We start from the raw sequence: 24,753 nt of genomic DNA on the forward strand, positions 1-24,753 counted from the left end.
GAAGAATGCCCCAGATTATGAGGTTTTCATCTGGGATGGAACGGGAGCGGATATCCTGATAGAGGGGAGAGGCATTTTAGCATCCATAGATATAGCGATAAAGCCGAAGATAGAGGATGTAAGGCAGCTGAAGAATGGGATCGGCGTTATAGAGGAGAACTGGGGAAGGAAACCGGATCTCCTGATAATATACTCCAGATCAGGGATTATACCCAAGAAAGTTGCTGATTTCGCTGATAGAATGGGAGTCAAGATAGTGAGAAAACCTGCTGAGATAAGGAAGATCCTAGATGAGAGCAAATAACTGTTTCCAGTTGGAAAGTCTGATGTTTCCCTAAATTGATCTTTAGTTGTCAGTAATTTGAGGAAGGAGAATATTTATAATCTTCTGTTCATATCGTTCTTCTAGCAATCTCTTCTGTGGCTGTGATCATATCCGTTTTAGGAGAAGCATTCGAAAGGATGGAAAGCTGATTGAAAAAGCTTTGTGTTTCATCTTATTATTCCCTCAGCTCAACTGTAACCTCTCCCTCCAGCGATCCTGTCTCCTGCCAAACTCTAAGATTCCTTGCAACTGCTTTGTATGGCCTTCCATCCTTTAGCTCAACAATAACCTTTCCTGTGATCAGCTTGTTTGGCCCTATTTTGTCCTCTAATGCGAAGCTTAACTTCATCAAAAGTCTGCTCAGATCCCTCTTGTGCTCCTGCAGGATTGTCCTGTTTCTAGCTCCTATGGCCCCCCAGAGGTACTTGATAAAACTGGCACCAGCCGGGTTAACAGGCCTTACAAGATCGATCTCGATGCTCATAGGGTGTTCTCATAAGTAAGGTTATAAATTCTAGCTTTTCAGTTATATACTTGTTGTAATTAAAGATCTATTGAATCAAATTGATTTGGAACTATAAAGCGATTTTCTCCTCTTACTGTTTCCTTTATTTTCTCTCTTTCCCTCCTGTTTATGTGCACTAGTGCTATCAGCTCCGGACCATCATCAAATCTCATATCCTCAAGGCATGAGTGTGTTTGAACAATGGGCTTTATCGAGTAGCACTCGCATATAGCTAGGTTGCTCCTCCTAAAAAGCTTGATCACATCGCTTGTAATCTTTCCATCTCCGCTGTAGCATATGATCTTTCCATCTACATCTATTCTTATGGCCAGATTTTTTAAGCTGTGCTCTGTTCTGGCAGTCCTTATGGAAATCCCATCGAGCTCGACACCGTTATCAACTTCAATAAACTTTATATAATTCATCCTGTCCAGAAAGCCCTCATAGCCAAGGTTCATTAGAAGCTCAACCCTCTCCTTTATCCCTCTCTGCCCCATTATAAGGAGCTTCTTCCTCCTTCCATCCTCCCACATTCTCATGAGAAGAGGAGGGATGCCGAAGCAGTGATCCGCATGGAAGTGGCTTATGTAGATTGCATCCAGAAAATCCGGGTCATCTCTGTACCTCCAGAGGTTGTTGGGGATGTTGTAACCGCAGTCCAGCAGTATATTCATTTTGGATTCTATCAGGATTGAGGTGTTTGCCTCATTCTCATCGAGGGCCTCGCCAACTCCGAGGAACACGACCCTCATAAGCAACTTTAAAATGGAAAAATAAAGTTTTCTGATTAGTGAGATTTCTCCCTCTTCTTCTCCATTATCTTCTCCCTAACTCTCTCAGCTTCCTCCTCCACCCTAGATTTGAAGGAATTTATCAGCATGTCAATAGCTTCTTTCTGTGCCTTTAGCCTCTCATTTATCCTCTCAGCTTCCCTGCTGAACCTCTCGTAGTCCTCGGGCTTTCTCTCAGGAAGCTCGCTTAAAAACACCCTCTTTGCCTCAAGACCCTGCATAGCAGCCCTTGTTAGGTTATCTTTGATCTTATTTATCTCATCCTGCTTTGCAGGTAGCTTATATCTATTATTTTTTTAGTACCTTAGCAAAGGCTAGCTCCTCGAAGAGAAGCTTTTTATTAAATTTATCCTCATGATAGCCAGATGGGTGCACTTGGAATAGGGGAAGTATTGTTAACAATATATGAAACCAGAAACTATATTTCTAATTTAAAATTGAAAATTAAAGAATTTAAAATGTATTCGGAAATGGAAGGTGAATTACTAGTTATCAAGGAGAAGATACAAAATATTAAAAAGACTTTAATAGATAGTAAAACTGCTGGTGAGCACCTTAAAGATATCGAAAAGCTTCTCCAAGATATTGAAAGTAGAATAGGAGAGATTAGCTATTATTCTGACAAGGTTATCTCAGCAGATGACAAAAATAAGTTAGAAAACTCCATTGAAGAATGGAAAGAAGATTTAGAATCTATTCTAGAACATATTATACAGGACAATGAATTCTTTAAAGAATATCGCTATATTATCATGCTAGTGATATCGACAAGCGATCAGTTCGATCTAATTTCATATCAGATTCATATGGATACGTCTATCAGCAGAATTCTTGGAAATATCAGAAAACTCAAGGGACGCCTTATTAATATATACAAATCTGTGAGAGAAGAAGGTATAATGAATCTTGATAGCATTGTCCAAGATATAATTAAAGGTACAGATATTTTAATTAGTGAGCTTAGTAGGCAGAAGGAATTTGATGAAAGCACGAAGCAGAGAATACAGAGATTTATCGAAAGGTGGAATTCCCGTATCCGCTCAATTGGAGAAGATATTATCCACTATATTGCAATATATGGGCCTGGAAAAAGGACTGTCTCTTCTATTAGAATATCTGTGGATGGTCAAACCTTTGAGATTCAAAAGGAGGATTTTCCGTTCATCCTTGGAAGATACGCCCCACCTCCCGGCGGGAAGGATCCCCCCGATCTTGGTCCAGCTCATTGTCTTGCTATAAAGACCAAGAATAAGAAGTATTTTTTATTCACCGGCACTCGCTGCAGGTGGGGATGCGGAGCAGATGAAACGGACTGCACATCAAGGGAGCATGTTTGGTTTGAGATTTCCAATGATGCACGCCAGGTTATCATCACCAATATCGGAAGAGGACCTGTCTATACCACGAGAAACGGTGAAAAGACGGAGGTAGGGAGACAGGGTATACCTATTCATGCACGTACTCATTTACATATAAGTGGAGTATATGACATATATAAAACTAGAAAAGTTGATATAATAATTGATATCATATATCAAAAGGAGAGCTTACCTGTAGGTGATCAAGTTGATCAGGGATGAGTTCTGGTTTAATGTGTGCTCCCGGTGCGAGGAAATTGCCCTATATATGCTTGGACAACAGCGTGCATTGTTCCCCTACTTTGCTCTTCATGATCACGTTCACTGCCGTAATGTCCTCATGAAAGTTGAGGAACTTCTATCAGTTTCTCCCTTGGATCAGGTGAGCTATGCGGTTCTTCGTTGCGCAACTGCATTACATGATATTGGAATGGCATTGACTCCGCTAAGAATCAATAAACTGAAGATAGAGGCTGATTATCTATATAAAGGTGCAGAAAAGAAATTTCTTAAGGAATTACAAGGCTACAGGGAGTTTTTCACAGGCAAGCGGCATGATTTAAGCGAAGTTTCCGGCGTTGTCCTCATACCTGAGGATAAGGTACTCCAGCTCGGCGGTAGAGTAGCGGATTTTATTAGGCTAATTCATCCTTGGACCGGGGCGAAATTTGTTAGGGACTGCCTCTCGGATTATCTCCAAGATCTTTTTTACGGACCAAGAAGGGACTATCTAGAGCCCTTTGTTGGGGCTGTATCCGAGGTCATACGGATGCACAACACAAAATCTAAGCTACAAGAACTCGTGTATGAGACAGGTGGATTTAAAATTAACACAGGGTTTTTAGCAGCTCTTCTAAGCATTGGGGATTCTCTCGATTTCTCTAGGGAGAGAGCCAAGATAATATTCGACGAGCTCGGAGAGGCCCTAATGAGGACAGATCCCTCTCAACTTAAGCACTGGATTTTCAAAATGGGAGTTAAAGATGTACATTTTGAGAATAAGAGCATTGTCGTGAGAGTGAAGGACCGCCAAGAGTTGATCTTCGGGGTTCTGTTCTTTGAGCTCGCTGAGAATGTTATTGGCAATTTTCAGAGAGCAGGACAGCTCTTTCCACAGTTAAAATTTAATTTTCTCGTAGATAGTGGAAGAGGAAAAGTGGGCATAACAGATAATCTCAATGAACTTATTAATATAAATAATTGTATTAAGGAAATTCAGCCAACAGACGTGAATATCAAAGATATAATTCAGAGAGGGGCTAACATATTTGATGAGATTGCGATCAGGATTTTCAGGGGAGAACCGGTCTCGGAATTGGTGAAAAAGGCTGTTAACAATTGTCCTTCTGCTGGCAAGGTTCTTGCGAAGTTCTCTCCTCTATAGATTTTTGTGAGCGATTAGTTTTAGAAAGGATTTTGTCAGGGTTTGAAAGAAAAACAAAGCTCGCTGAAACCTGTTAGGGCTCCTTGAACACAATAGGAGTTTCTCATCCTTTAGATTGACCTTAAGATAATTAGTTAATAGTTAATAAAATAGAAAAAGTTTTTTAAGAGGTGCTTCTCCTTCGGCATGTGGAGAAAATAACAATTCCGGCTGCCTTTGTTCTAGGGCTTTTATATGGGAGAAAATCAAAAGCTATCTCAATTCAAGTTAATCCAAGGATAATATTCTTACCATTGGATCCAGAGCTTCCATCTAAGCCAGAATCACAGGACAAAATTGCTGAAGAGCTCATAAACCATGGAATACCGAGAGAAATAGCTGATCAGATAATAGCAAAAGCAGGAGAAGTTGCGGATGCCCTATACAAACTAGAGCTTTCTAGATGGATGTTGCGAGAGGCGTCCCGTGCCTTGGATGAGAGGAGAATTTCAACTAAAATTTACAGAAGCATCATAAGACGATATATGGAGGAATTTGTTGTCACCGAGGAGGAGATAGAGACAAAAAGAGCAGAATTTGAGACGATCCTCAGAACAATAGTGCGTAAGGAACCTGCTAAGAAGATTTAGTGTGTAACTTTGTAATTTTTGAAATCTCTCTTAAATAGGTATCCGAATCAATATCCCCCCTGAGAAGGAGCATGTCAAGTCTTTTTATAGCTTCGTTCAGCAAAACTGGCTCGGATATGAAGCCAAGTTTGTCAGCAAGCTGACTGACAAGGGAATTTTCCTCATTATAATATGCTTCTCCAGTTTTCAAGTTTATAAGAATTACGCTGAGCCTTCCCATGTGCTTTTTTGCTGTCTCTATTGAACTTGGATCCCAGCCGTTGGGAGAAGCCAGCAGGAGTATGATGTCATAGTCTGCTTTCTCCGATGCTACCTTACTTAGGCCTAGGGATTCAACTGCCTCTCGGAGGGTTAGGGGAGCATAATCAACTCCATTGAAGTAGAGGTTCTCAAGGCGGGCATAAGCACCTGCATATACCTTTAGCCTTACCCTCCTAAAAATTCTTCCCTCTCTATATTCGCACCTCACAACAAAGTTTTTTGGAAGCTCCTCATCCAACATCTTGGGGGTGATATTTGGGTTTTTCTTTCTCGCAATATCAAGAATTCGCTTGATTGCATCTTTTGAGAGATTTTTCTCACGGATGCTTGGTTTTGCTCTATCCCCGCACGGCCTCCAGCTGGAGAGAGCAGATCTCACCTGCAACCTGAAATCTCCCATAAGCTCACGTGCAGCTGTCATACTGATATAATGAAGGATCTCAGATCGCCTTGGTCTTCTCACAAGCACATAATCGCCTTTATCCTCAATCATAACACCTGAGGGATCCTCTAATATGACGGTCTTATCCTCCAGCTTCTCAAACGGGACATTCTGGACTAGAACAGGTTTGGGATACTCCCTCACCTCCGGATGTTTCTCTCCAATTATCTTGCCAATCCAAGCCGCGATCATATGCTTGGCAATTCCGCTGAGAAGGCTCTCTATGTCAATTGGTAGCTCTTCACCGGGCTTCTCTCCCCCTTTTTCCTTTTCGAGGGATTGTACCTGCTCTATCACATTCACGCTGAGTTCTTTAAGCACAATCTGATGAGATACCCCTCTCTCATCTGTGTACTCCACGGGCGGGATGGCAATTTTATAGGAACCAGGCGCCAAGGTGCTGGAGAACACGACATCTTTCCTATCTCCCGGAAGTAGCTCTAACTTCTCTCTTTTCTTCTCATCAAATGGATTTGTTATAGTAACGCTCAGCCTAGATGTTCCTTCATTCTCAAGTTTCACGACAACAGGGATCTCCTCTCCGGCCTTTATCTCGCTGGGTGCCTCGCTGACAACTTTTAGCTCAGCTGTATAAGGATTGACCTCAAGGATTACCTTTTCCGAAAGTCTGAGCTGTTTTTCTAAGGCTTTAATAGTGGCTAATAAGCTGAGTTCGAATGTCCCTGATTTGAGGAGCTTTATTCTTAGAGGCCAGCTAAGCTGGCCAAAAGGAACTATTTGAAGTGGAAGCGGTGGCAAACTTTGAAAATCCACTGCATCAGCATTATCTGATGGTTTTAGCTCTGTTACATCGAGGGGAATTGGGTTTTCATTGATCAATTCTACCCTTAATTCTACCTCCTCTCCTTCAAAGGAGGAGATTTTTCCGGGAAAAAGAGTTAAACTCACTTGAGGATTCTCAAGTCTTCTCTTCCACTCCATTGCCAGCTTTATTCTCTCCTTTATCCTTCTCTCATAGCTACTCCTTTGATTAATTGGTATCTGCTTTATTCGAGGATCATCCAGAAGACTATTTAGCCTAGTTAGACAGCGATCAAGGCATTCTGGGCCTCTTATCTCTATCTCCAGTGCCAAAGCTTGGTGATCCTCGAGAAAATCGCAGGTTTTAAGCAGCTCACTGATAAAATCACCTAATTCAGACATACTAAGAGCAAAAAGAGCCATAACTTATAAATTTTCCTGAGAATGATGATCATTACTTGCAGCGAATTTTGCCGTAGAATTATTTCTTCTTGCTAGCATATGCATCCTTAACACCTTTAGTTCCGTAAAGGCTTTCATAATTGCTTAGCTGGGAAGTGTTTCAACCCTATTGGCTGGTTTTCTGGCTTTAATGCTTTTAGGTCCTGTTTCAATGGAAGTAACGTGCTATTCGTAATGTCTTTCTTAGTATTCCAGCTTAGGATAAGGTAAAATTTCACAAAGAAGGAATCGCTTGAATCAATAGCAAACTTTAAATAGCTATAAAAAGTGTGTCTATCTTATGAGCGGGGGCTATTCTCATGGAGTAGACTACTCTTATGACTTAAGTCAGAGAATAGGAAGGGTTGAAAACAGCATTTCCCTCCTTACTAGTGAAATAGAAGCCATAAAATCCAAGATAAATAGCCTAGAGGGAAATTTCTTAAAGAATATAGCCAATATTAGCACACGCTTAGATAATCTTAATACGCTAATAGTTGGTATAAGGCAAGAATTTCTAGCTGACATAAAACAGGAAACAAGGGGATTAAAACAGTCTATTGCAGAGCTTAACAAAGATCTTAGGAAAGAGCTAGATGAACAGGCTGAAAAAGTGATAGAGGAGGTCGTAGGCCTGAATAGGAGTATAGAAACAGTTGATAACAAGGTCGCTTCTCTGGAGAAGAAATCGGAGTCAGGATTCATCACCTTAAAGAAGTTGATTGATGACTTAAAAGAGGGGATTGAAAGATTGCATTCCCTTCTGACATCTTTAACCGATGAAATAGATGGGAGATTCAATGAAATCTCGGAGAATTTGGAGGAAATAGGTAAAGGCATCAGTTTTCTACAAGAAAGGAGCAAAACTGCTATAGAGCTTATAGGGGAAGGGAATAAGTTTCTCCAGCGTCTCCAGTATCAAATGAATGAAAAGCACAGGGAAATTAAGGAGGATCTTGGAAAAATCAACGAAAAGGGCAGTAAGCTGGAGATTCTAGTGAATGAAAAGACCACAAGCATTGAGAATGAGGTGAAAAATACCTCGAACGATGTGCAGAAAAGTCTTGAGGCTTTAAAAAGGGACGCAGAAACAATACTTGTAGAGATTGAGGATTTAATGGCTTTGCTAACGGAGGCTCGAACTACTATTAAAGCGGGAATAGAAGCTTTAACATTTATCGTGGAGGATCAGGCTACTAACAGGATCCTAAAGGAGGTGATATAAGATGTCTCTGGAAAAGGTGGATCCAGGCGCTATAAAGAAGGCCTCTGAAAAGGAGCTCTCCAATATATTAAATAAAATACGATATGGAGAGAACTTTAAAAAAGATGAGGCTATCCTAGCCTATTCTGGCTTTTATCTCCCATTACTGAAGGAAAGCTATGAGAAGAACTCAGAAGAAATTATCAAAAACCTATCTAACCTTAACTTAACAGTAAAAGAGCTTATCTCAAATTTTAACAAAGATTCTCAGAATATTATGAGTGGGTTTAGAAATATAAGTGATAATTTTCTCAGAAAATCAGAGGAACTCCTTGAGGATCTTGATAGCAGGCTGGATGAAGTAAAGAAATACGAGGAGAATCTATATTCACTCAGTCAACGTATTCAAGGCTTGGAGACAAGAGAAGAGCAGGTAAACAAACTTCTTTCCGAGACTACAGACCTAAGAAAGAGACTTGAGGAGCTGAACGCTAATCTCAGGGGTCTTTTAAAGGAGATTAGCGGTCTATTTGCTAGTATTGATGGAACATTTAAAAATATGGATAAAGTTTTAAGAGAAGTTTCACGGAGTGCCAGCACCACGCTGGGGGATGTAAACAAACAGCTGACTATCCTTCACTCGAGGCTTGAGGAGCTTGAGGCTGAGAGAAAGGGATTAGATGCTCTTAAGAAGGAGCTTGAGGAAAAAAGAGCTGATATGGCAAAGAAAGAAAAAGAATTAGAGGTGCTGAAGGAGAGAAGGGATCAGCTTGCAAAGGAGGTTGAGGAGCTTGAGGCGAGGAAAAATACAGCTGAGGAAACACTGAAGAAAATAGAGGACAACATAGCGCTGAGACAAGAGGCTATTACAAAGAGGGAAAATCATCTTAATGCGCTGGAAAAGGAAGTAGAGAAGAGAATAAATGATCTGGCTAAGCACATCGAATATTCCAAAAGTCTGCTGTCAGCTTTGTCCTCACGCTCACAAGAGCTGGATAAAATCCGCAGTGAACTTTTGGCAAAAGAGGCCGAGCTCAAGCAGTTGGAGGCAGAGCTTGAGAACAGAAAAAAGGAGCTGGATGACAGAGAAAAGGCACTAATGAAAAAGGAGAAGGAGCTTGACATGCATGAGGAAAAAATAGAGAAGGCCGAAAAAGCTTTGGATGAAATGAGGAAAAACCTTGATGATCGTCTTAAATGGTTCGAGGAAAAGACAAAGGAAATAGAGGCATACAGAAGCGAGCTCGATGAGAGACAGAGAAACCTCGAGGAAAGGGAGAAGAAGCTCTCCATCTGGAAGGAAGAGCTTGAAAGAAAGAGCGTAAGTCTTGAAGAGAGCGAGAAGAAGCTTTCTGAGAGGGAGAAGCTACTAGATGAAAAAGAAGCTAAGCTGAGCGGTGAAAGAATGAAGATTGAGGAGGAAAATAAGAAGCTAAAGGAGGAGTGGGAGAAGATTGAGGAGGAGAAGAGAAGACTGAGAGGAAGGGAGGAAGAAATTGAAAGAAGACTTAGAGGTATAAGCGAGACCTATAAGCGATTAATTGAGAAGGAGGAGAAGATCAGAGAGTGGGAGGAGAAGAACAGGGAGTGGGAGAAGAATCTCACTATTCGTGAGACCAGATTTAACGAACTCGAAAATCTAGTTAAATCGCTCCAAGAGGAGAGAGAAAAGCTTCGCCAAGAGCTTTCAGCTTGTAGAGCGAGAATAGAGGAGCTTGGTAGTGAGATGAAGCAGAAATAGCTATTTAACGTAGATAAGTAGTCTTTTCACCTCATCCAAGAATTCCCCCATTCTGATCTCTTTTTTCATTGCACGGTGGACTAAACCGTAAAGCAGGCTTCCTTTAAGGCTCTTCTCAGATGCTTCTCTCCCTTTAACTAGGTCAACAGCTACACGTCCCAAAGCATAGACATCTGCTCTATCATCAGGTACGTCGCAGAAGTAACGTGCAGTTCCACCCATCTCACCTGTGTATGGGCCTGTAAGGGCGGTGCCGAAATCAGTTAGAACTGGTCTTCCCTCCTTATCTATGAGGATGTTCTCCGGCTTAAGATCTCCATGCTTATGGAAAATGCCGCGCTCATAGCATTTCTCTAGCGTATATCCTATTTGCAGAAGTATAATTAATGCCTCCTTCTCGCTAACCCTGCCGCAAACTCTTGTGAGATCTCCCTTCGGGCAGTACTCCAAGACCATGTATGGAATTTCTTCGTTTGCGTCAATGAGCTTGATAACATGCTCCACTCCTTCATCTCTTATCTTGGATACCTTGTGAAGGATCTCGACTTCCTCCCTTATCCTTTTTCGTGAGAGTTGGTCAATTTTCTTGAACTCTAATTTTTCGTGATCCCATGAATTCTTCGGGATACGGAGAGCCCCTAAAGTATCCTTTTTCCTAGCCAGATAGGTGTAATAAAATCCTCCTTCCCCCAGAAACCCCTCTATAATCCATCCAGTTGCCTCAGTCAATGAAGAGGCTTTAGTAAACGTTGGCATCCGTGTAATTGCTTTAAACATCCATTCAGACTCATCCAGCGTCTCTAAGACCCTTACTGGCCTGTTGAGGTACAAAGATATTGGATCCACGATTTCTATCTCCTCAACATCAACCTGAATGGATGTCTGCCTGACCTCCCCGACCAGCTCATAGTGCAGCTGTAAGGAAACAGTTTTACTCTCCTCAAGCTCCACAGGGATCCTCAGAACTCTTACCTCATCAGGAGCTAGTGAGATGGGGAAAAGAGGGGAAATTATATATGCTCCCTCCCCCACCATCTTGGTTAGCTTAATATCTGCTTTAGTTGGATTTTCCACCTCAAGTTCGAGCTGACTTTCCCCCTCTGTCCTTATGCACTTGGCCCATCTTATCAGGAGGCCCTTCCTTCTTGCTTCTGCTTTTGCGCCCTCCAGCTCCCTTTTAAGATTATCTATACTTTCAAAAGTCCTTCCACTAAAGAATTCGCTGAAGAAAGGCAGTTCTTTCTTAAGTTTATTGATTTCCCTTAGAAGATCGCTGATATATCCATATATTTTGCCCAGATCCTCCCCTTCCCTTACCCTTTTCCTTATCTCCTGCTCTATCAATGTGAAGTCTATCACGACAGGTAGCCGAGACGATGCCCTGTGAAGGTGTCCTAGCTTAAAAACGAGCTCATATGGATTCTCCTTTCTCTTATAAAGCCGGAAAATCTCCTCATATTCCTCAATCTTCTTCTCATAGTTCCATGTAGGTCTGTAAATACGCTTTTTTGTGCTTCCTTTTTCATCATTGGACTGATGCATATCCCTCGTATGATAAAGGGCTAAATTTAATCTTTATTCTTTAATTAGAATTAGAAGATAATAGCTTTGCATAATAATGGGTTTTAAGGGATATTATTATTTATAAAAAGATGCATCAAATAAATTCGAAAATTATTAAGCTACTCCTCGGTCAATAGTACTTTTTAAGAACGGAGGGTAGTGCTGATAACAGTTGAAAACTCCCATGCTAGCTTTTCAATTATATACCTATTGAAATCAAGGTTTTATTGAATCGTTTCATAGCTTTCCTAAATCTCCTCCTATAATGTAGAATCCGCTGGTCTTGTCCTAGTCTGCTCTGAGATATCGAGATGCTCAATATTCAACCAAGCAATTCTCGAAGTTGATTTTCATTCTCCCTTAACTGTTATCTTCGCAGGAACATTCCCATGTATCTCGGCTTCACTGGTATCGGCGATACTGTGCTACATAAAGTTGCTCAGTAGGGCAAATTTAATGTTGTAAAGTTTCCACTTGAGACAGCAAGCCTCCGCTTGAGATAAACTCTTCGATTTCCTTAATCAAAACTACTTTTCTTCATTATATCCAAATCTTTCTAAATATTTTAAGAATGAAGCACTTTCATTTCCTCTTAATTCAACTATATCTTCACCCCGTTTTAACTTTATAGTTCTTCCTATTTTATCCCATGGCTTAAAGCTGCCCAATAGAGTTTGAACTTCTGTTGCACATATTGTACATGTTTTATCTCTGGCATCATCACGTGTTTTTACTTCAAGATTAACATCGATTTTGGTTACACTAGGGACATCCCTGCCAGAAAGGATTTTTTCAATATATATCGTTGTAACATCCGATGCTAGATCCGCTATTCTTGGATCCGAAGCATATACCGTTCTAGAGGGTAATTTCTCAAAACCTGCTATGTAGCATCCAATACAAGCTTTATCTCTTCTGTACCACGTCCTTATTTCAGCATCTTGAGAACCCAAAGCTACGTCAATTAAAGGTTTGTTCAATTTATTGCAAGCTAATTGGACAGTGAGCCTGGGCAGGAGACTATCAAAAGTTGTAATTGTTATGTCGCTCCAGTCAATTATGCTTTCGACAAGTTCTGAGGGAGGAAATGGGTAAAATGGAATCTCTGCATTTATCACGTATATCCTCGAGAGAGGTGCATACTGTAAAGCTCTTCTCGATGCTGCTAAAACTTTAGGCAAATGAATATCTTCTATAGTATAGAGCTCTTGATAACTTATGTTTTCTTCTCCAACGATATCATAGTCTACAATTGTGATTTCATCAAACATTTTACTTGATCTTATCAGTAATCTAGAACCTAAGAAGCTCACTCCAAAAAGAGCAACCTTCTTTGTTCTTAATCCAAGGAGATCTATATTATCTTGCAGGAGATATTCTTTTGTTTAATTATTTTACGTTTTCCTTGCTTCCTGCGCTCTCCTATGAGAAAGAGAAAGTGGTGTCACAGGGGTGGCCAGCCTTTTTGCCTTATCCACAGGTTGCAGAGATGGTGGCAATTATGTACTACTTTTCACTTTTGTCACCAATTTTCAAGTGGAGTGCTGTAATTCATGTGACTTGGGAGTTCATCTTATTTATGGTGGGTTTTGTGGGAATGATCCTGAAATGGGCAGGATGGTCTGAAATAATGTTAAACAATTTTCTCTGGTGTTTCGTTCTTATTTGTCTTTCCCTTAATACGCTTAGCATTATCACAGAAGCCTCATTGCGCGCGCGCAGGGCTTTGCTGCAGATACGAGCACAGAAGAAAGAATTCCGGAGGATAAGGCTGGAAATGGAGAGGTATTCCTCTATTCTGGAGGGCTGGAGGAGGGAGGGCTATAACGTTTCTGATCTCGAGAAGGCTTTAGATAACATGCATAGTATCTTCGCTGATGAGCATGTGTACCATAGAGTTAAGGATATGTTCAAGGAATATGAATCGAAGATATCGAAGCTTAAAGCATTGGAGGCTGAGCTGAATTCCCTTCTTTCCTCAGCACGCTCCATCGGCTTGGATTTCAGCGATAGGATTCCCTCGATAAGAGAAATGCTTAGGGATCCGTCAAGATTGAATGAGGCTGAGAACAGCATTTCAGTGCTCAAGGAGGCGGCCTCAAATATAAAGAAACTAAGCGAGCAGGGTTTCGATGTTTCTGGTCTTGAGCGCCTTCTAAGAATTGGAAAAATAGATGCTCTCAAGCACAATCTCACCAAGTTTAACAAAGTTGCACAAGAGATGGGCACGCTAGAGAGGGATATACAACTGTTAGGTGATAAAAGGTTTGCCGAAGAGATCCAGATTTTGAAGGGAAGGCTGGGCGATTTGAGCAAAATTGAGGATGTTGAGGAATATGTGTTGAGGCTGAAAAGGAGGGTTGAGGAGGCGATCAGGGAGTCGAAGATAGAGCCTTGGAAAAGGAAGCTGGATGAATGGCTGGGGATGGGATATGATCTTTCTTGGCTAAAGTCCGATCTGGCGAAGTATAGTGTTGAAATTGAGAAAAAGCTTGAGAAGTACGAGAGGGCCATTCAGGAGATACAGCAGCTGAAGAAGGATTTAGATATGTTTAAAATAACAACTTTTAACTTTGAAATATTTTTGATTGAGAAAAAGATGGTGAAGGGTGAGGATATCGATAGGGTTCTTGAAGAAGTATCATCGATAAGGCAGAAGGCCCAAGACATAATCAAGGTTGAGATGGAGAAATCGATAGATGGAATGATATTAAAAGTGAAGAAATTTTTAGAAGAGCTTAACGCTCGCTGATATTTTATGATTCAAAAGAAGGAAAAACTGATGAGTGAAAAGCGTTGAAATAAGCACCATCAGGTGCTTTCCTTTATTCTTGGAGTTCTTGGTTATCTGTCTGGAACGTTCTGCTGTGTATGCATTTGCAGTTGAAATTCCTTATCGGTGTGAAAACCGAGGGCATTCATCTTTTCTCCTCATATTGAAAAGTGAAGCTTCTATATCTCTTTTTAAAAGGAAATAGAAGATAAAAGTAAATAGTGATCTTCCAGCTCTCATTCAAGGACTGGGTTTTAAGGATGCACAAGTTTAAATATGGTTTACTATCATCTTGTTGAGATGAATCGCTTAATCCTCGTTATTACGATTGTGATGATCATTTTCACCCCTCAACTTGTATCTGGTCAGCCCCGAAATTATGTTCCAATATATCTTCCACCTCGGGGCTACTATGTAGACTGGATGGATGTTAAGGCAGTATACATGAAGGATGATGAAAACTGGCTATACTTTTATGTCGAGTACTATGGGGCAATACCCAGCTCCAAATACTATTCTCGCGACCTACTCATATTCATGGATACAGATATGAATGATCAAACAGGCGAATTCATATGCACGTGCGATCAAACAGGCGAACCTTGGAAAGACAGTCTAGGGGCAGATTATTTGATCTCCTCTCATCTTCGTGGCGATAATTCCACCTCTTGGGCAGTACTTAGCAAATGGAGCAATACAGCTGGACGCTGGCAGGGGGAATTTAAGAACTTGAAGTCTGAAGCAACTCTAGCTCCTGGTTTAAGCTTTATGGAAATCAAGGTTAACAAGCGAGATGTAGGTTATACACCGAATGGAATACACTTTCTCATATTATCAGCATCAGCAGTTGATATGCCGAATACGAATGTAAGCTATGTAATCGATTCATCAATAAAAAACATTGTCGTAGATGGTGAGCCAGGTGATTGGGGCACAGCTACTCCTCTGATAACCTTTCCACCTAGGTTGATCGAACCTCCTGAGCTCGAAGTTTCAAACGTTTACGTTGCCAATGATGGCAATAATCTTTACTTCAGATTTGATACAAAGGGGAAACCATCCACTAGAGTGGATGCGGGGGAATTATTATTCTTTATTTATATTGATGTAGATAATAATGTTAATACTGGAGTTAGAGCATTCTGGGCTAACTCGTCGAAAGGCACTGAAGTGGACTACTATAGGTGTACTGGGACGGGGAGTGATCGGCGTTGTCAGCGTATTGGGGGCTCATCAAACTCCGCAGATTTCAACAATACCTTCGAATTCAAGATCCCCCTCAGCCTTTTAGGACTGGGCTCTGGACAAACAGTCGGCATCTACATATGGGGATTGGGGGAATTTGTACGTAGGATTCCCCAGTCTGGCTATTTGACGTATCCTTCGACTACTTCTCCAGTCACATCGATGAGGAAAACAAGATTGACGTTGAATATCAGTCCATCAAGGATTTCTGGGAAAGTGGGTACAACAATAACAATTACTGGTAAGTTAACTATTGAGGAAGTTGGTATTGGATTAGGTGGGAAAACTATCAACATTTACAGAAATGGCAGTATCATTGGCAGCTGCGTTACTACAAATGGATCCTACAAATTTGAGTGGAAAGATGTCCGTTTGGAAGAAGGAAACTATGAGATTACCGCGAAGTTTAATGGGGATTCGACTTATGCGGCTTCGGATGCAAACACTACTTTAACAGTTATGCCTGCACCACTTATGAGTATTATTATAGAATTTTTGCAACCTTTGATTCCATTAATTTTGGTAATCATGGCTATAGTTATTATTCTGCGGCGCTCTCTCGCGCGCACTAGGCCAAAAAAGCCTTCTCCGCCATCTGCCTATGTGCCACCTTCAAGAAGAAAGAGGGAGGAAGAAATAGAAGTTTCAAGAAGATGGATTGAGTCAGAAATCGAAAAAATAAAAGATTTCATGGAGGAATTGGAGAGTTAAGATCTATTATCTCTTTCTCAAGCTAGCTAATTCCAAGAACTACTCCTTTTGAATGTAGGACATTTAAAAATTCTTAAAATTTGGCTTCGCAGTAAGCATAAATTTTATATATCTACTCTGTTGAGACCTTACATATGGGGAAATACTGTGAAATCCTCGTTTTCCTTGTGATTCTTGTGATATTAGGTTTATACTATACGATCTCTTCAGAAAGGAGGATAGAGAATACTGGAGGGGATCTCCTCTTAAAGGCAAATGGCAGGATGAAAAGATCGGTTTTAATGGAATATATTAAAATTGATAAAAATTCATTCCTTGGGATTCTTTTCCTACCTCTTTTTTACTTTCTTTTTTCTGGGCTTGTTGCATGGGACAGCTCCAGAGGTAGAATTTGGTTTCCGCTTTCTGTGATAGCTTTGATTATCATTTGGGGATCAATACCGATATTCTATCCAGAAGTACTTTATTCAGAAAGAATAGAGATCCCTTACTATTTTCTTATACTTGTATTAGTTGATTATCTATTTCTTACTGGAACACTAGCAGCAATCGATTCAAAGGTTATAGCTATACTCGACTTCATTGCTTTTCTAACATTCTTTTTAGGTAGCCCTTTCTCAGGATCAGATTCTTTTACAGCCTTACTTGATCTTATTGTCTATCCAATTCTTTCTGTTGCTTTGGTAGCAGGAGATAGAGCATTAGCAGGAGATAGAGCATTACAACACAGGCAACATAGAACAGTTTTAGCAGAGTTTCCGTCAGAGGCTGAATCGGAAGCTTTAGCAACAAAAAGAAGGAAAAAGAGAAAAAAGAGGGAAATGAAGGCTTCAATAAGATGGATTGAGTCAGAAATCGAAAAAATAAGGGACTTCATGAAGAAACTAGAGAGTTAAGGTCTATTATCTCTTTCTCGAGCTAGCTAATTCCAATAGCAATTCCTTTTAGAACAAAGGCAATCCCTTGTTTTTGAGCCTATAAACGAGTTCTCCTTTAATAATCTTTGTCCTTAAGATTATAAAGTTCTCTATTCTTCTTATCAGGGTGATACTCTGGAGAAAGTGTGTCCCCTATGTAAGAAAAAATATGCTTCTGATGTAATGGTGTGCCCATCAGCACACTGTCCGAATTGTGGGTCAACTGATATAAAGTATTATATAGAAAAAGAAGCCAGTGCCGTGGATTACCTATTGGTGTTTTTAATGCTTTTTATATCTGTGTTTTTATGGATATTCGAAGGTACACCCATCGTAGGACTACTAAGTATAGTTCTTCTTTTAATTGTCTTAATACTTTATGCGCGCGTGCATAAATGGGGAAAGTGGTGCTGTAATACATGCGGAGCAAGGTTCCGGTCTCCAATAAGGAATGTACCACTCAGATCGGAAGAAACAATATCGGATATGATTAGATCAGAAATCGAAAAAATAAAAGATTTCATGGAGGAACTGGAGAGTTAAGTAATGGATCTTAGCTCTAGTAATACTCAAAAATCCTTATTCTAGCTTAAGTTGTCAACTACAGTAATTTTATTGATCACTAAGGAGCAATAGCTTTATAAGGAAAGATGGACTCAAAGGAAGAAGAATGGACTTTATAGCCCTTCTCATGGCAATTGCGATGGCGGTAGGAACTGGCCTAATGTACTGGGGTGTATTAAATCAGAATAGAGGATACGTGGCTATAGGTAGCTTGATTTTATACTTGGCTCTTTCCCTGATCGAGGTGCTCTTAATAAGTTACGTTCACAGCATGGCGATCGGGGATCCGGTGATGTTTGTGATCTTCTATTACATCCTACCCTTCATATTTATCACAGCCTTTCTAATAGGGCTTGCACCCAAGATAGCTAATGAAAATAAAACAATTTATGTGATGTTGCTGATAATAGCAATATATGCAGCTACCATTCCGCTTGGCGGAGGTCTTCTCATGCTCTTCGCATATGGTGTTTGGGGTCTGACAGCTGTATGGTTCAATCTACTTGTCATACGGGCAGTGCTAAGAATGATATCAGCAGCTACTGGAAAGGAGGAACACTGGATATTCAAGTGAGGTCAAAGGCATCCAAGACTCTGTTAATAGAGAATGAGAGTTCTAGCTGGACTCTCTAAACGCAGCTCTGCTGAAGTTCAAACATCATTTTATACTTTCGACTATTGCTCTCCAGTATCTTATATCCTGTTCCAGTATCTCTCTATGCTCGGAGGAAATAGCGCTTGCCGGTTCAATCCCACGGAGGACATTGAGCCAGAGCGATATCCCTTCTCTAATTCTTCCCAGTTCTCTCCCCGGAATTTCCCTCTCCAACATTTTTACCTCTAATTCAATTTGCATAAGTAGGCTAATTATCCTAGCGACAGTTAGCCTGTCTCCTTCGGCAAGCAACTTCGAGATACCGTTGAATTTCTTTTTCAATCTCTCTAGGCGAATCGAATTAGCGATAGAAATGCTAGAGAATCTCCCTCTCTCCCTCATTGAGATTTTCAGTATAAGCATGGCAAATGAGCTTGTTAGGAGAAGAAATGCAATCAAAGTAAATCCGGTGGAGATAAGCACTATTAGGAAGTAGTATCCTGCTGCACAAGCCATTAGAGAGCCGAAGAAGGACACAACCTCATCAGCTCCCTTGCTTGTGAAAAATCCAGTTTCCTTTGTTAAATCCCTGAACTGCGGATATAATATCGCAAACACTATGAGGAAGAGAGGGATGTGCAGTACTGGAAAGCTGTTGAGAATTCTGAGGAATTGCTCAAGCATATCCGGCCAGCTTATTGTAAGAAGAATTGCTGGCACTAAAATGCTCGAAAATAGTGCAGTCATCCCATACTCCAACCTAAAACGGGGATTGGCAAGTAGCCAATACGAAATTAGCATTGAAAAAAGCCAGCAGCTAATTCCAATAGCGATTCCTTCTAGATACAAGGTGATCCCCACTTCCGAACTAATAAATGAATTTCTCTCCTTATAATCTTTACTTAAGAGTAAAAATTATAAAATTTTCTCTAATCCCCCTTATCAAGGTGATGTTTTGGGAAGGGTGTGTCCTTTATGTAAGAGAATTTATGATTCTGATGTAATAAAGGTATGTCCATTAGCACACTGTCCGAATTGTGGGTCAACTGATATAAAACATGTATATGATCTAGATTATGCTCTAAAGATGAGTGGTTACATTGGCCTTATTTTTGCTATTTGCTTTTTCGTAGAGGAAGTCTCTATACTAGCCTCCATAGCGTTTTCTATACTACCACCACTCCCTGAGATTGACTGGTTGTGGCTAATAGTATTTCCATATAACCTACCTCCGCTGACTGCACTATGTGGAATCTTAGTGATGTTTATAACGCTTGCTATCCTGCGTGGAAAGCAGCATTGTAATACATGCGGAGTAAGGTTTTATTTTCCAATAAGGAATGTACCACTCGGATCGGAAGAAACAATATCGGATATGATTAGATCAGAAATCGAAAAAATAAGGAATTTTATGGAGGAGCTGGGAAGCTAGGATTGGTTGTTTTTCTCTTTCAGAGAGTTAAATAAAAGTTACTAAAAAAGAGGAAAGTATGTCTGAAAATAGATAAGAATCTAGCGAACTAAACTACAGCTGCTTGTTAAATCTTTTTTATCAACTCATTCAGCTTCAAAAGGATGGAGCTTATCCTCATCATCTCCTCTGAATACTGATCCGGCGGTATAACCCCTCTCCTATAGTCCTCGTTCAGCTGGAACATCCTGCTCTCCAGCATGTCCAGTATCCTGTCCACCTGAGCATAGACCTCCTGCAAAGAGGTTTCTCTTCTCTTTTTCGGCTGAATTAATGCTCCCAAAAGAATAGATGATGCTCCGATGACTGCACTGGGCACAAGAATGGATGCCAGATCCCTGCCAATGCTATCCACCTCCTCCTTCATGGAATCCTCCTCTGTATAAGTTTCAGCTTTTTTCAGGGCCTCATACACGTTTATAAGCCCCGCACCCTGCTCATTTCTCTTGTATCCTAGATCCTTAGCCGAGCTTGTCAGGACTTTTTTCACAAAGAGATGGTCGTTTTTGATGCTCATCCCCTTCCTTCCTGCGAGCTCAAGAATTAATGCTGCGGCACCGGAGACATGGGGAGCTGCTGCACTGGTCCCGCTGTGCGAGGCATGACATGGATCCGGATATCCTTCATCCTCGCATAAGCTTGATCTAGTCGAGATTATCCCCTCATCCGGGCCTGAAGTTCCACCTCCAGGAGCTAAGAGATCGGGCTTCATAACTTCATCCACAGGTCCCCTGGAGCTGTATGAAGTCAGGATGCCATGCTTGTCGACAGCTCCAACAGTTATCGCCTTCCTTGAGGATCCCGGACTGTTTATCGTTCCCTCCTCCGGGCCATCATTTCCAGCGGCTGCTACCACAACCACCCCCTTATCAGCTAGAGCATCGCAAAGCCTGCTTAGGAAGCTTCTAGGCCCTGATGGATGCCTTGAACCGAGGCTGAGGTTCACTATATTTGCTCCATTCGTGTATGCCCACATCACCCCGTTTGCCACCTGCTCCTCATCTCCTTCCCCCTTCCTGTTCAGGACCTTTGCTGAGATCACATCAGCCCCTGGTGCAACTCCTGAGTAAACGGCCTCCCTTCCTGCTGCTATTCCCGCCACATGCGTCCCGTGTCCGCTGTAGTCACCATCCTCATCAGGGACAAAGCTCCTGCTCAGGATCACCTTGTTCTCAAGCGAGCATACAGCATCGACGCCTGTGTCCACAATCCCTATTTTCACTCCGCTTCCTGTAATTCCGATCTTATGGACTTTGTCTGCAGATATAAGAGGTACAGAATCCTTCAGGCATGCTCTAACCTTTCTAATAGCCTCAATACCATATACAAAAGAGGGAAGGGAGGATTTCAGCCTAAGTATGTTCCTTCCGTTGATTCTTCCCACTACAGCGGGAAGAAATCCATAAATCCCATATATATCCTCAAAGAAATCAGTTAATCCCTGAACAAGCATTTTATCAAGGAGCTTAAGGCCCCTTTCCCTGAACGCATCCCTCTCCGTTACAAACCCATCCACAGGCCATCCAGCCCACACAACAACCTTGAATACTTTTTTCTCATCTTTTGATGCAGCCTCAACAAGATCTCTCTCCACCACCATGTTCCACGCCTCTAACACTCCTGACCAAATCGAACTCCTTAACTATATCGTTCAGGATTAAGCGGAGTATTTTTTCCCTTTCCCCCGAGACTACAATCCCCTTCACCAATGGATGCTCCGAGATTATCTTAACTCCGCTTGATGAAAGCAGATTTCTCAGATCATCAAGGCTATCAGCATACAATATGACCTTTTCCCTCTCAGAAATCTCATCCAGCACTGCTGCATCCTTTCTGACGCATTTGGAGACTATTATGCGCACCTCTTGGTCTGTCAGCTTGTCATCCACTTCTCCTACCCGCCTTGACATTTTCTATCATCGCTTTTATCTCCTGATACTTGTCATCGCTTATCCTTCCCTGATACCTCAGGCTCTCAAGCTGCTCCTCCAGCAGCCTTATCTGCTCATCCCTCGATGAAGTTGTACTTAATCTGGACTTAAGCTCCTCCAGTGCAATGGTTCCTCCAACTACTGCTCCAAGCAGAGAAGCTATAGTGAGCGTAGTCTTATCAACAGTAACAATCTTTCTTTTCCTCCTAAGATCTGTATAGATCAAGTAGGAACCGATCAGGCACAGGGCTATTCCAAGGGAGGGTATGGCTGATGAAAGGCCTGCAACTACCCAGCTGTAGATTCCTCCAATTCCAAAGATTAACAACACTGCCCCTATAAGCGATCTGAGCCCCATGCTCCCTTCCTCGTTTTTATATCATCCATCTCTGTCTGATGATCATCAATCTCTGTTTCTCGCTGTTTATCTCCATCTCTACCTCCCTCAGCCTCTGCTCTATCTTCATCTTCTCCTCATCGTTAAGCGTTGTATATCTCTTTGATAGGAGCTGATTTCTTGCCTCCTCAAGCGCACGGATTTTGTTCTCGATGGACTCTACCTCAAATTTTACATCGGGAGGAGCTTGAGGAGGATATGGAGGTTGAGGATATGAAGGGAGAGCTGAGGTTGTTGTAGTGTATCCCCCCGTTCCAGCTGTTTGCATCAGTATTTGGGCAATCCTTTTCTCAATATCCTCACGTGTGAGCTGAGGCTGAGGTTGTAACTGGGGTTGTGATCCCATAGCCTCCTGAATTTTCCTTGCTATCTCCTTTATTTCCTCATCAGAAGCCTTGGGTTTTGAAACAAGACTCCTAATCGCTTCCACTATGGTCGGATACATCGATTGGATTGTAAATGCATACAAAAGGCCCCTTGCGGTCTCGGTGCCCAAGGTCTTGACAAGCTCCTTTGCGACCTTATCCCATGGGATCTCCTCCTTACTCACTTTCTCACCACTAAAGGATAAGGCTGTAAAATATAAATTTTTTGGTTTATATCTTATCATTCGGATTCACTTTTGCTGGCAGTATCCGGATCTAAGAACATCTTTTCCTTTAGTATCTTAATCCAAGGGACCAAGATACGCATGCAGAAACTCTGGATGGAAAGTGCCGGTTAAACTGGTTTGCTTGGCATCATGCGACTTATTAGGAAGGGTTGGTAAGAAGTTAGAAGGGCATTAAGTGCAAAACTTTCGCTTGAAAGAATGAGTATATGAAATAGATCCATAAAAAATGATGTCTATTTACTTAAAAGCTCTTCCAGAAGCTTCTCTTCCTCCCTATCTCTAATTACCCCTATTATCCATACAGACATAATTATTATAAATACAACAGTAGCTAATCCAAGCCAGATCCATATGCCAGATGAGGCTGGCTTAGCCTCTGAAGAGGGCTGAGATGGAGACGAAGAGGGCTGAGATGGAGACGAAGAGGGCTGAGATGGAGACGAAGAGGGCTGAGATGGAGACGAAGAGGGCTGAGATGGAGACGAAGAGGGCTGAGATGGAGACGAAGAGGGCTGAGACTCTTGTAAGGGCACAGTTACCTTCACAGTTTCGTTATCCGTCAGCCCATCGCTCTGATAGGCAGTCACCGTGATTACATAGGTTCCAGGTTTTTCATATACATGAGATGCAGGAAAATGTATGTCCTCCTCTATTCCATCCCCCCAGTTGCAGTGGATCCTCGTTATGGTGACAATTGACCATCCTGGATTCGCAATCCCATCCATAGAGACATTAAGACCGGTTATCTTAGGATTATAAAGGGTCAGAGATGGGGGCCTTGAGATGAAAACGGAGAATGTTTGTACATCCGATTGTATCCATTTGTTCCACCAGTCGCTGGGCGTAGTCTGATACATTGCTATGATTTCATACTCCGTATATCCAGGCTCCGATGGGACCTGAAAACTTGCCTGATAGGTTATACTTTCCGATCCACTCCTAGGGATACCTACATCGCTGTTTGTCCATACAGTGCTCTGAGATCCTGGATGTATCTTCAGGATCATGATATATATGTGGGAATTAGCAGGAAGGCTATACTGTATGTCCAAGCGAACTGTTATGGTTTTTCCCACTACAAAAGTGGATGGAGCCTCAACTCCAGTTATCTTAACCCAGTACTGTGCTGTTACAGCATGCGCAGTTGTTGTACACAGAATGAGTATTATGATGAGCATCGCAACTCTGTGGTATCTCACATGATTCTGGGATGCTCTATTTAATAAATATTTTTCTCTCAGTTTAATTCAGCTTTTAATCCTATTTTTCCTTTTCAGTTATTTACCACAGATATTCTGGCGTAAATCACTGTTACTAACGGTAAAAGCGAAGATAGAGTTAATTATGTTGTCTGCATTATGGGTAATTCAGGAGGAAGTTCAAACTCTATTCATCGAAAAGTTAATATAGAAGCGGCTAAACAATGTTATATGTCCCTGAGGGTAGCGGAGGCTGAGATAGGTAAGATCCTCTTGGAAATAGGAGGGATACTGATAATGGTCATAGGGGCTGTTGATGTAATAAAGGCAGTCATTATGATTGCGCTGGCTGGAGCACTGGGGGGCTTAATATCAGGCTTTCTTCCCTCAATAAAATGGCTGGTGGATCTGCTGATACCCTTCGGATACGCCCTAGCAGCAGGGATGTTGGTTGTCGGGATCATATTGGCTGTGATCGGATATAAAATATACAGGCTGGGATTGCTTCCGGGCATACCCAGCAATAAAAGGAACATGTGGATCGTGATACTGGTCATACTTCTGGCAGTTGCCCTTCTGGCTGGAGAAGTTTACACATCAATAGCACTGGTTGTCCCTCTGGTGGGTCTTGTGCTCATGCCAGTGGAGCAGCTTCCTCCTCCATCTCCTTGAGCAATTCTGATGTGGAAATATAAGAGACTTAAATCCTTTTACCTTTTTGCACTACTAGGTTGAGTGTAGTTTGTTTGTCAGATTAACTGGGCTATATCACTACAATGGGAAAAATTAAACAAAACACTTATTGCATACGAGCTTGTGGGAGAAAATGACCCTGAATGAGGATCTCATCGAGGCAGCTCGTTGGGGAGATCTGGAAAAGGTGAAGAAACTTCTCGATAGAGGTGCAGATGTAAATGCAAGGGATAAAGAT

Annotated in this window: 24 protein-coding genes and 1 pseudogene; 13 read left to right on the top strand and 12 right to left on the bottom strand. The window is 41.5% G+C overall.

Annotation, left to right across the window (positions count from 1 at the left end; translation table 11 throughout):
• Positions 1–304, top strand: a 304-nt coding sequence (locus D6D85_RS16180) for a hypothetical protein (protein WP_161969705.1), incomplete at its 5' end; no start/stop codon positions are given.
• Positions 305–500: 196 nt separating this feature from the next.
• Here D6D85_RS16180 and D6D85_RS05630 read toward each other — a convergent pair.
• Genes D6D85_RS05630 through D6D85_RS05640 form a run of 3 tightly spaced genes read right to left on the bottom strand, consistent with a single transcriptional unit; the run spans position 501 to position 1,842 of the window.
• The gene (locus D6D85_RS05630; protein WP_125671096.1) at positions 501–809 is read right to left on the bottom strand and encodes a hypothetical protein; all 309 of its coding nucleotides are present in this window, start codon (positions 807–809) and stop codon (positions 501–503) included.
• A 59-nt stretch (positions 810–868) separates the two neighbouring features.
• Positions 869–1,582, bottom strand: coding sequence for an MBL fold metallo-hydrolase (locus D6D85_RS05635; RefSeq protein ID WP_125671097.1), 714 nt, complete (start codon positions 1,580–1,582; stop codon positions 869–871).
• Between the two features lie 35 nt (positions 1,583–1,617).
• A complete protein-coding gene (locus D6D85_RS05640) occupies positions 1,618–1,842 on the bottom strand; it encodes a hypothetical protein (protein ID WP_125671098.1) in 225 nt (74 codons plus the stop codon).
• A gap of 144 nt (positions 1,843–1,986) precedes the next feature.
• Between D6D85_RS05640 and D6D85_RS05645 the strand changes: the two genes are divergently transcribed.
• From D6D85_RS05645 to D6D85_RS05655, 3 genes are all read left to right on the top strand, one after another.
• On the top strand, positions 1,987–3,201 hold the full coding sequence (locus D6D85_RS05645; RefSeq protein WP_125671099.1) for a hypothetical protein: 1,215 nt from the start codon (positions 1,987–1,989) through the stop codon (positions 3,199–3,201).
• Positions 3,179–4,363 carry an HD domain-containing protein gene (locus tag D6D85_RS05650; RefSeq protein ID WP_125671100.1) on the top strand — a complete coding sequence of 395 codons (1,185 nt, stop codon included), beginning with the start codon at positions 3,179–3,181 and terminating at the stop codon, positions 4,361–4,363. The genes D6D85_RS05645 and D6D85_RS05650 overlap by 23 nt, the downstream gene beginning before the upstream one ends.
• 188 nt (positions 4,364–4,551) lie before the next feature.
• Positions 4,552–4,992, top strand: coding sequence for a hypothetical protein (locus tag D6D85_RS05655; protein WP_153184002.1), 441 nt, complete (start codon positions 4,552–4,554; stop codon positions 4,990–4,992).
• Here the strand turns inward: D6D85_RS05655 and D6D85_RS05660 are convergent.
• Positions 4,979–6,859: a hypothetical protein gene (locus D6D85_RS05660; RefSeq protein WP_125671102.1), complete on the bottom strand. Its 1,881-nt coding sequence runs from the start codon at positions 6,857–6,859 to the stop codon at positions 4,979–4,981. The two genes, D6D85_RS05655 and D6D85_RS05660, sit on opposite strands and share 14 nt — an antisense overlap.
• Positions 6,860–7,199: 340 nt before the next feature.
• On the opposite strand from D6D85_RS05660, the gene D6D85_RS05665 reads away from it, so the two are divergent.
• Together D6D85_RS05665 and D6D85_RS05670 are read left to right on the top strand one after the other, a co-directional pair.
• Positions 7,200–8,123, top strand: a complete 924-nt coding sequence (locus tag D6D85_RS05665) for a hypothetical protein (RefSeq protein ID WP_125671103.1) — start codon at positions 7,200–7,202, stop codon at positions 8,121–8,123.
• Between the two features lies 1 nt (position 8,124).
• Positions 8,125–9,843 (top strand): hypothetical protein, encoded by a 1,719-nt coding sequence (locus D6D85_RS05670; RefSeq protein WP_125671104.1) that lies wholly within the window; start codon positions 8,125–8,127, stop codon positions 9,841–9,843.
• Here the strand turns inward: D6D85_RS05670 and D6D85_RS05675 are convergent, their stop codons facing one another.
• Both D6D85_RS05675 and D6D85_RS05680 read right to left on the bottom strand, forming a co-directional pair.
• Positions 9,844–11,385, bottom strand: coding sequence for a serine/threonine protein kinase (locus tag D6D85_RS05675; RefSeq protein ID WP_125671105.1), 1,542 nt, complete (start codon positions 11,383–11,385; stop codon positions 9,844–9,846).
• 548 nt (positions 11,386–11,933) lie between these two features.
• Positions 11,934–12,776 carry a ThiF family adenylyltransferase gene (locus D6D85_RS05680; protein ID WP_125671106.1) on the bottom strand — a complete coding sequence of 281 codons (843 nt, stop codon included), beginning with the start codon at positions 12,774–12,776 and terminating at the stop codon, positions 11,934–11,936.
• Between the two features lie 95 nt (positions 12,777–12,871).
• On the opposite strand from D6D85_RS05680, the gene D6D85_RS05685 reads away from it, so the two are divergent.
• From D6D85_RS05685 to D6D85_RS16820, 4 genes are all read left to right on the top strand, one after another.
• Positions 12,872–14,158: a hypothetical protein gene (locus D6D85_RS05685; protein ID WP_125671107.1), complete on the top strand. Its 1,287-nt coding sequence runs from the start codon at positions 12,872–12,874 to the stop codon at positions 14,156–14,158.
• A gap of 444 nt (positions 14,159–14,602) precedes the next feature.
• The gene (locus tag D6D85_RS05690; protein WP_161969707.1) at positions 14,603–16,135 is read left to right on the top strand and encodes an Ig-like domain repeat protein; all 1,533 of its coding nucleotides are present in this window, start codon (positions 14,603–14,605) and stop codon (positions 16,133–16,135) included.
• Between the two features lie 134 nt (positions 16,136–16,269).
• Positions 16,270–17,031 (top strand): hypothetical protein, encoded by a 762-nt coding sequence (locus D6D85_RS05695; RefSeq protein WP_125671109.1) that lies wholly within the window; start codon positions 16,270–16,272, stop codon positions 17,029–17,031.
• Positions 17,032–17,722: 691 nt separating this feature from the next.
• On the top strand, positions 17,723–18,190 hold the full coding sequence (locus tag D6D85_RS16820) for a hypothetical protein (protein ID WP_237558767.1): 468 nt from the start codon (positions 17,723–17,725) through the stop codon (positions 18,188–18,190).
• Positions 18,191–18,274: 84 nt separating this feature from the next.
• On the opposite strand, the gene D6D85_RS05705 is transcribed toward D6D85_RS16820, so the two are convergent.
• Positions 18,275–18,958 (bottom strand): hypothetical protein, encoded by a 684-nt coding sequence (locus tag D6D85_RS05705; protein ID WP_125671110.1) that lies wholly within the window; start codon positions 18,956–18,958, stop codon positions 18,275–18,277.
• Between the two features lie 208 nt (positions 18,959–19,166).
• Between D6D85_RS05705 and D6D85_RS05710 the strand changes: the two genes are divergently transcribed.
• Entirely contained in the window at positions 19,167–19,643 is a 477-nt protein-coding gene (locus tag D6D85_RS05710) for a hypothetical protein (protein WP_125671111.1), read from the top strand.
• A gap of 106 nt (positions 19,644–19,749) precedes the next feature.
• Here D6D85_RS05710 and D6D85_RS05715 read toward each other — a convergent pair whose 3' ends face one another.
• The 5 genes from D6D85_RS05715 to D6D85_RS16675 form a co-directional block, all read right to left on the bottom strand.
• Positions 19,750–21,282 carry a S8 family serine peptidase gene (locus D6D85_RS05715; protein ID WP_125671112.1) on the bottom strand — a complete coding sequence of 511 codons (1,533 nt, stop codon included), beginning with the start codon at positions 21,280–21,282 and terminating at the stop codon, positions 19,750–19,752.
• Positions 21,257–21,592: a hypothetical protein gene (locus D6D85_RS05720; RefSeq protein WP_125671113.1), complete on the bottom strand. Its 336-nt coding sequence runs from the start codon at positions 21,590–21,592 to the stop codon at positions 21,257–21,259. The genes D6D85_RS05715 and D6D85_RS05720 overlap by 26 nt, the downstream gene beginning before the upstream one ends.
• Positions 21,564–21,971, bottom strand: a complete 408-nt coding sequence (locus D6D85_RS05725) for a hypothetical protein (RefSeq protein WP_125671114.1) — start codon at positions 21,969–21,971, stop codon at positions 21,564–21,566. The genes D6D85_RS05720 and D6D85_RS05725 overlap by 29 nt, the downstream gene beginning before the upstream one ends.
• Positions 21,972–21,987: 16 nt before the next feature.
• On the bottom strand, positions 21,988–22,560 hold the full coding sequence (locus D6D85_RS05730) for a hypothetical protein (protein ID WP_125671115.1): 573 nt from the start codon (positions 22,558–22,560) through the stop codon (positions 21,988–21,990).
• A gap of 296 nt (positions 22,561–22,856) precedes the next feature.
• Positions 22,857–23,822: a PKD domain-containing protein gene (locus tag D6D85_RS16675; protein ID WP_202617268.1), complete on the bottom strand. Its 966-nt coding sequence runs from the start codon at positions 23,820–23,822 to the stop codon at positions 22,857–22,859.
• Between the two features lie 231 nt (positions 23,823–24,053).
• Between D6D85_RS16675 and D6D85_RS05740 the strand changes: the two genes are divergently transcribed.
• Both D6D85_RS05740 and D6D85_RS17140 read left to right on the top strand, forming a co-directional pair.
• Positions 24,054–24,494: a hypothetical protein gene (locus tag D6D85_RS05740; RefSeq protein ID WP_125671116.1), complete on the top strand. Its 441-nt coding sequence runs from the start codon at positions 24,054–24,056 to the stop codon at positions 24,492–24,494.
• A 154-nt stretch (positions 24,495–24,648) separates the two neighbouring features.
• A pseudogene (locus D6D85_RS17140) lies at positions 24,649–24,753 on the top strand (ankyrin repeat domain-containing protein); the annotation flags it as partial.

It is taken from the genome of Candidatus Methanodesulfokora washburnensis (assembly GCF_003947435.1).
GTDB lineage: Archaea > Korarchaeota > Korarchaeia > Korarchaeales > Korarchaeaceae > Methanodesulfokora > Methanodesulfokora washburnensis.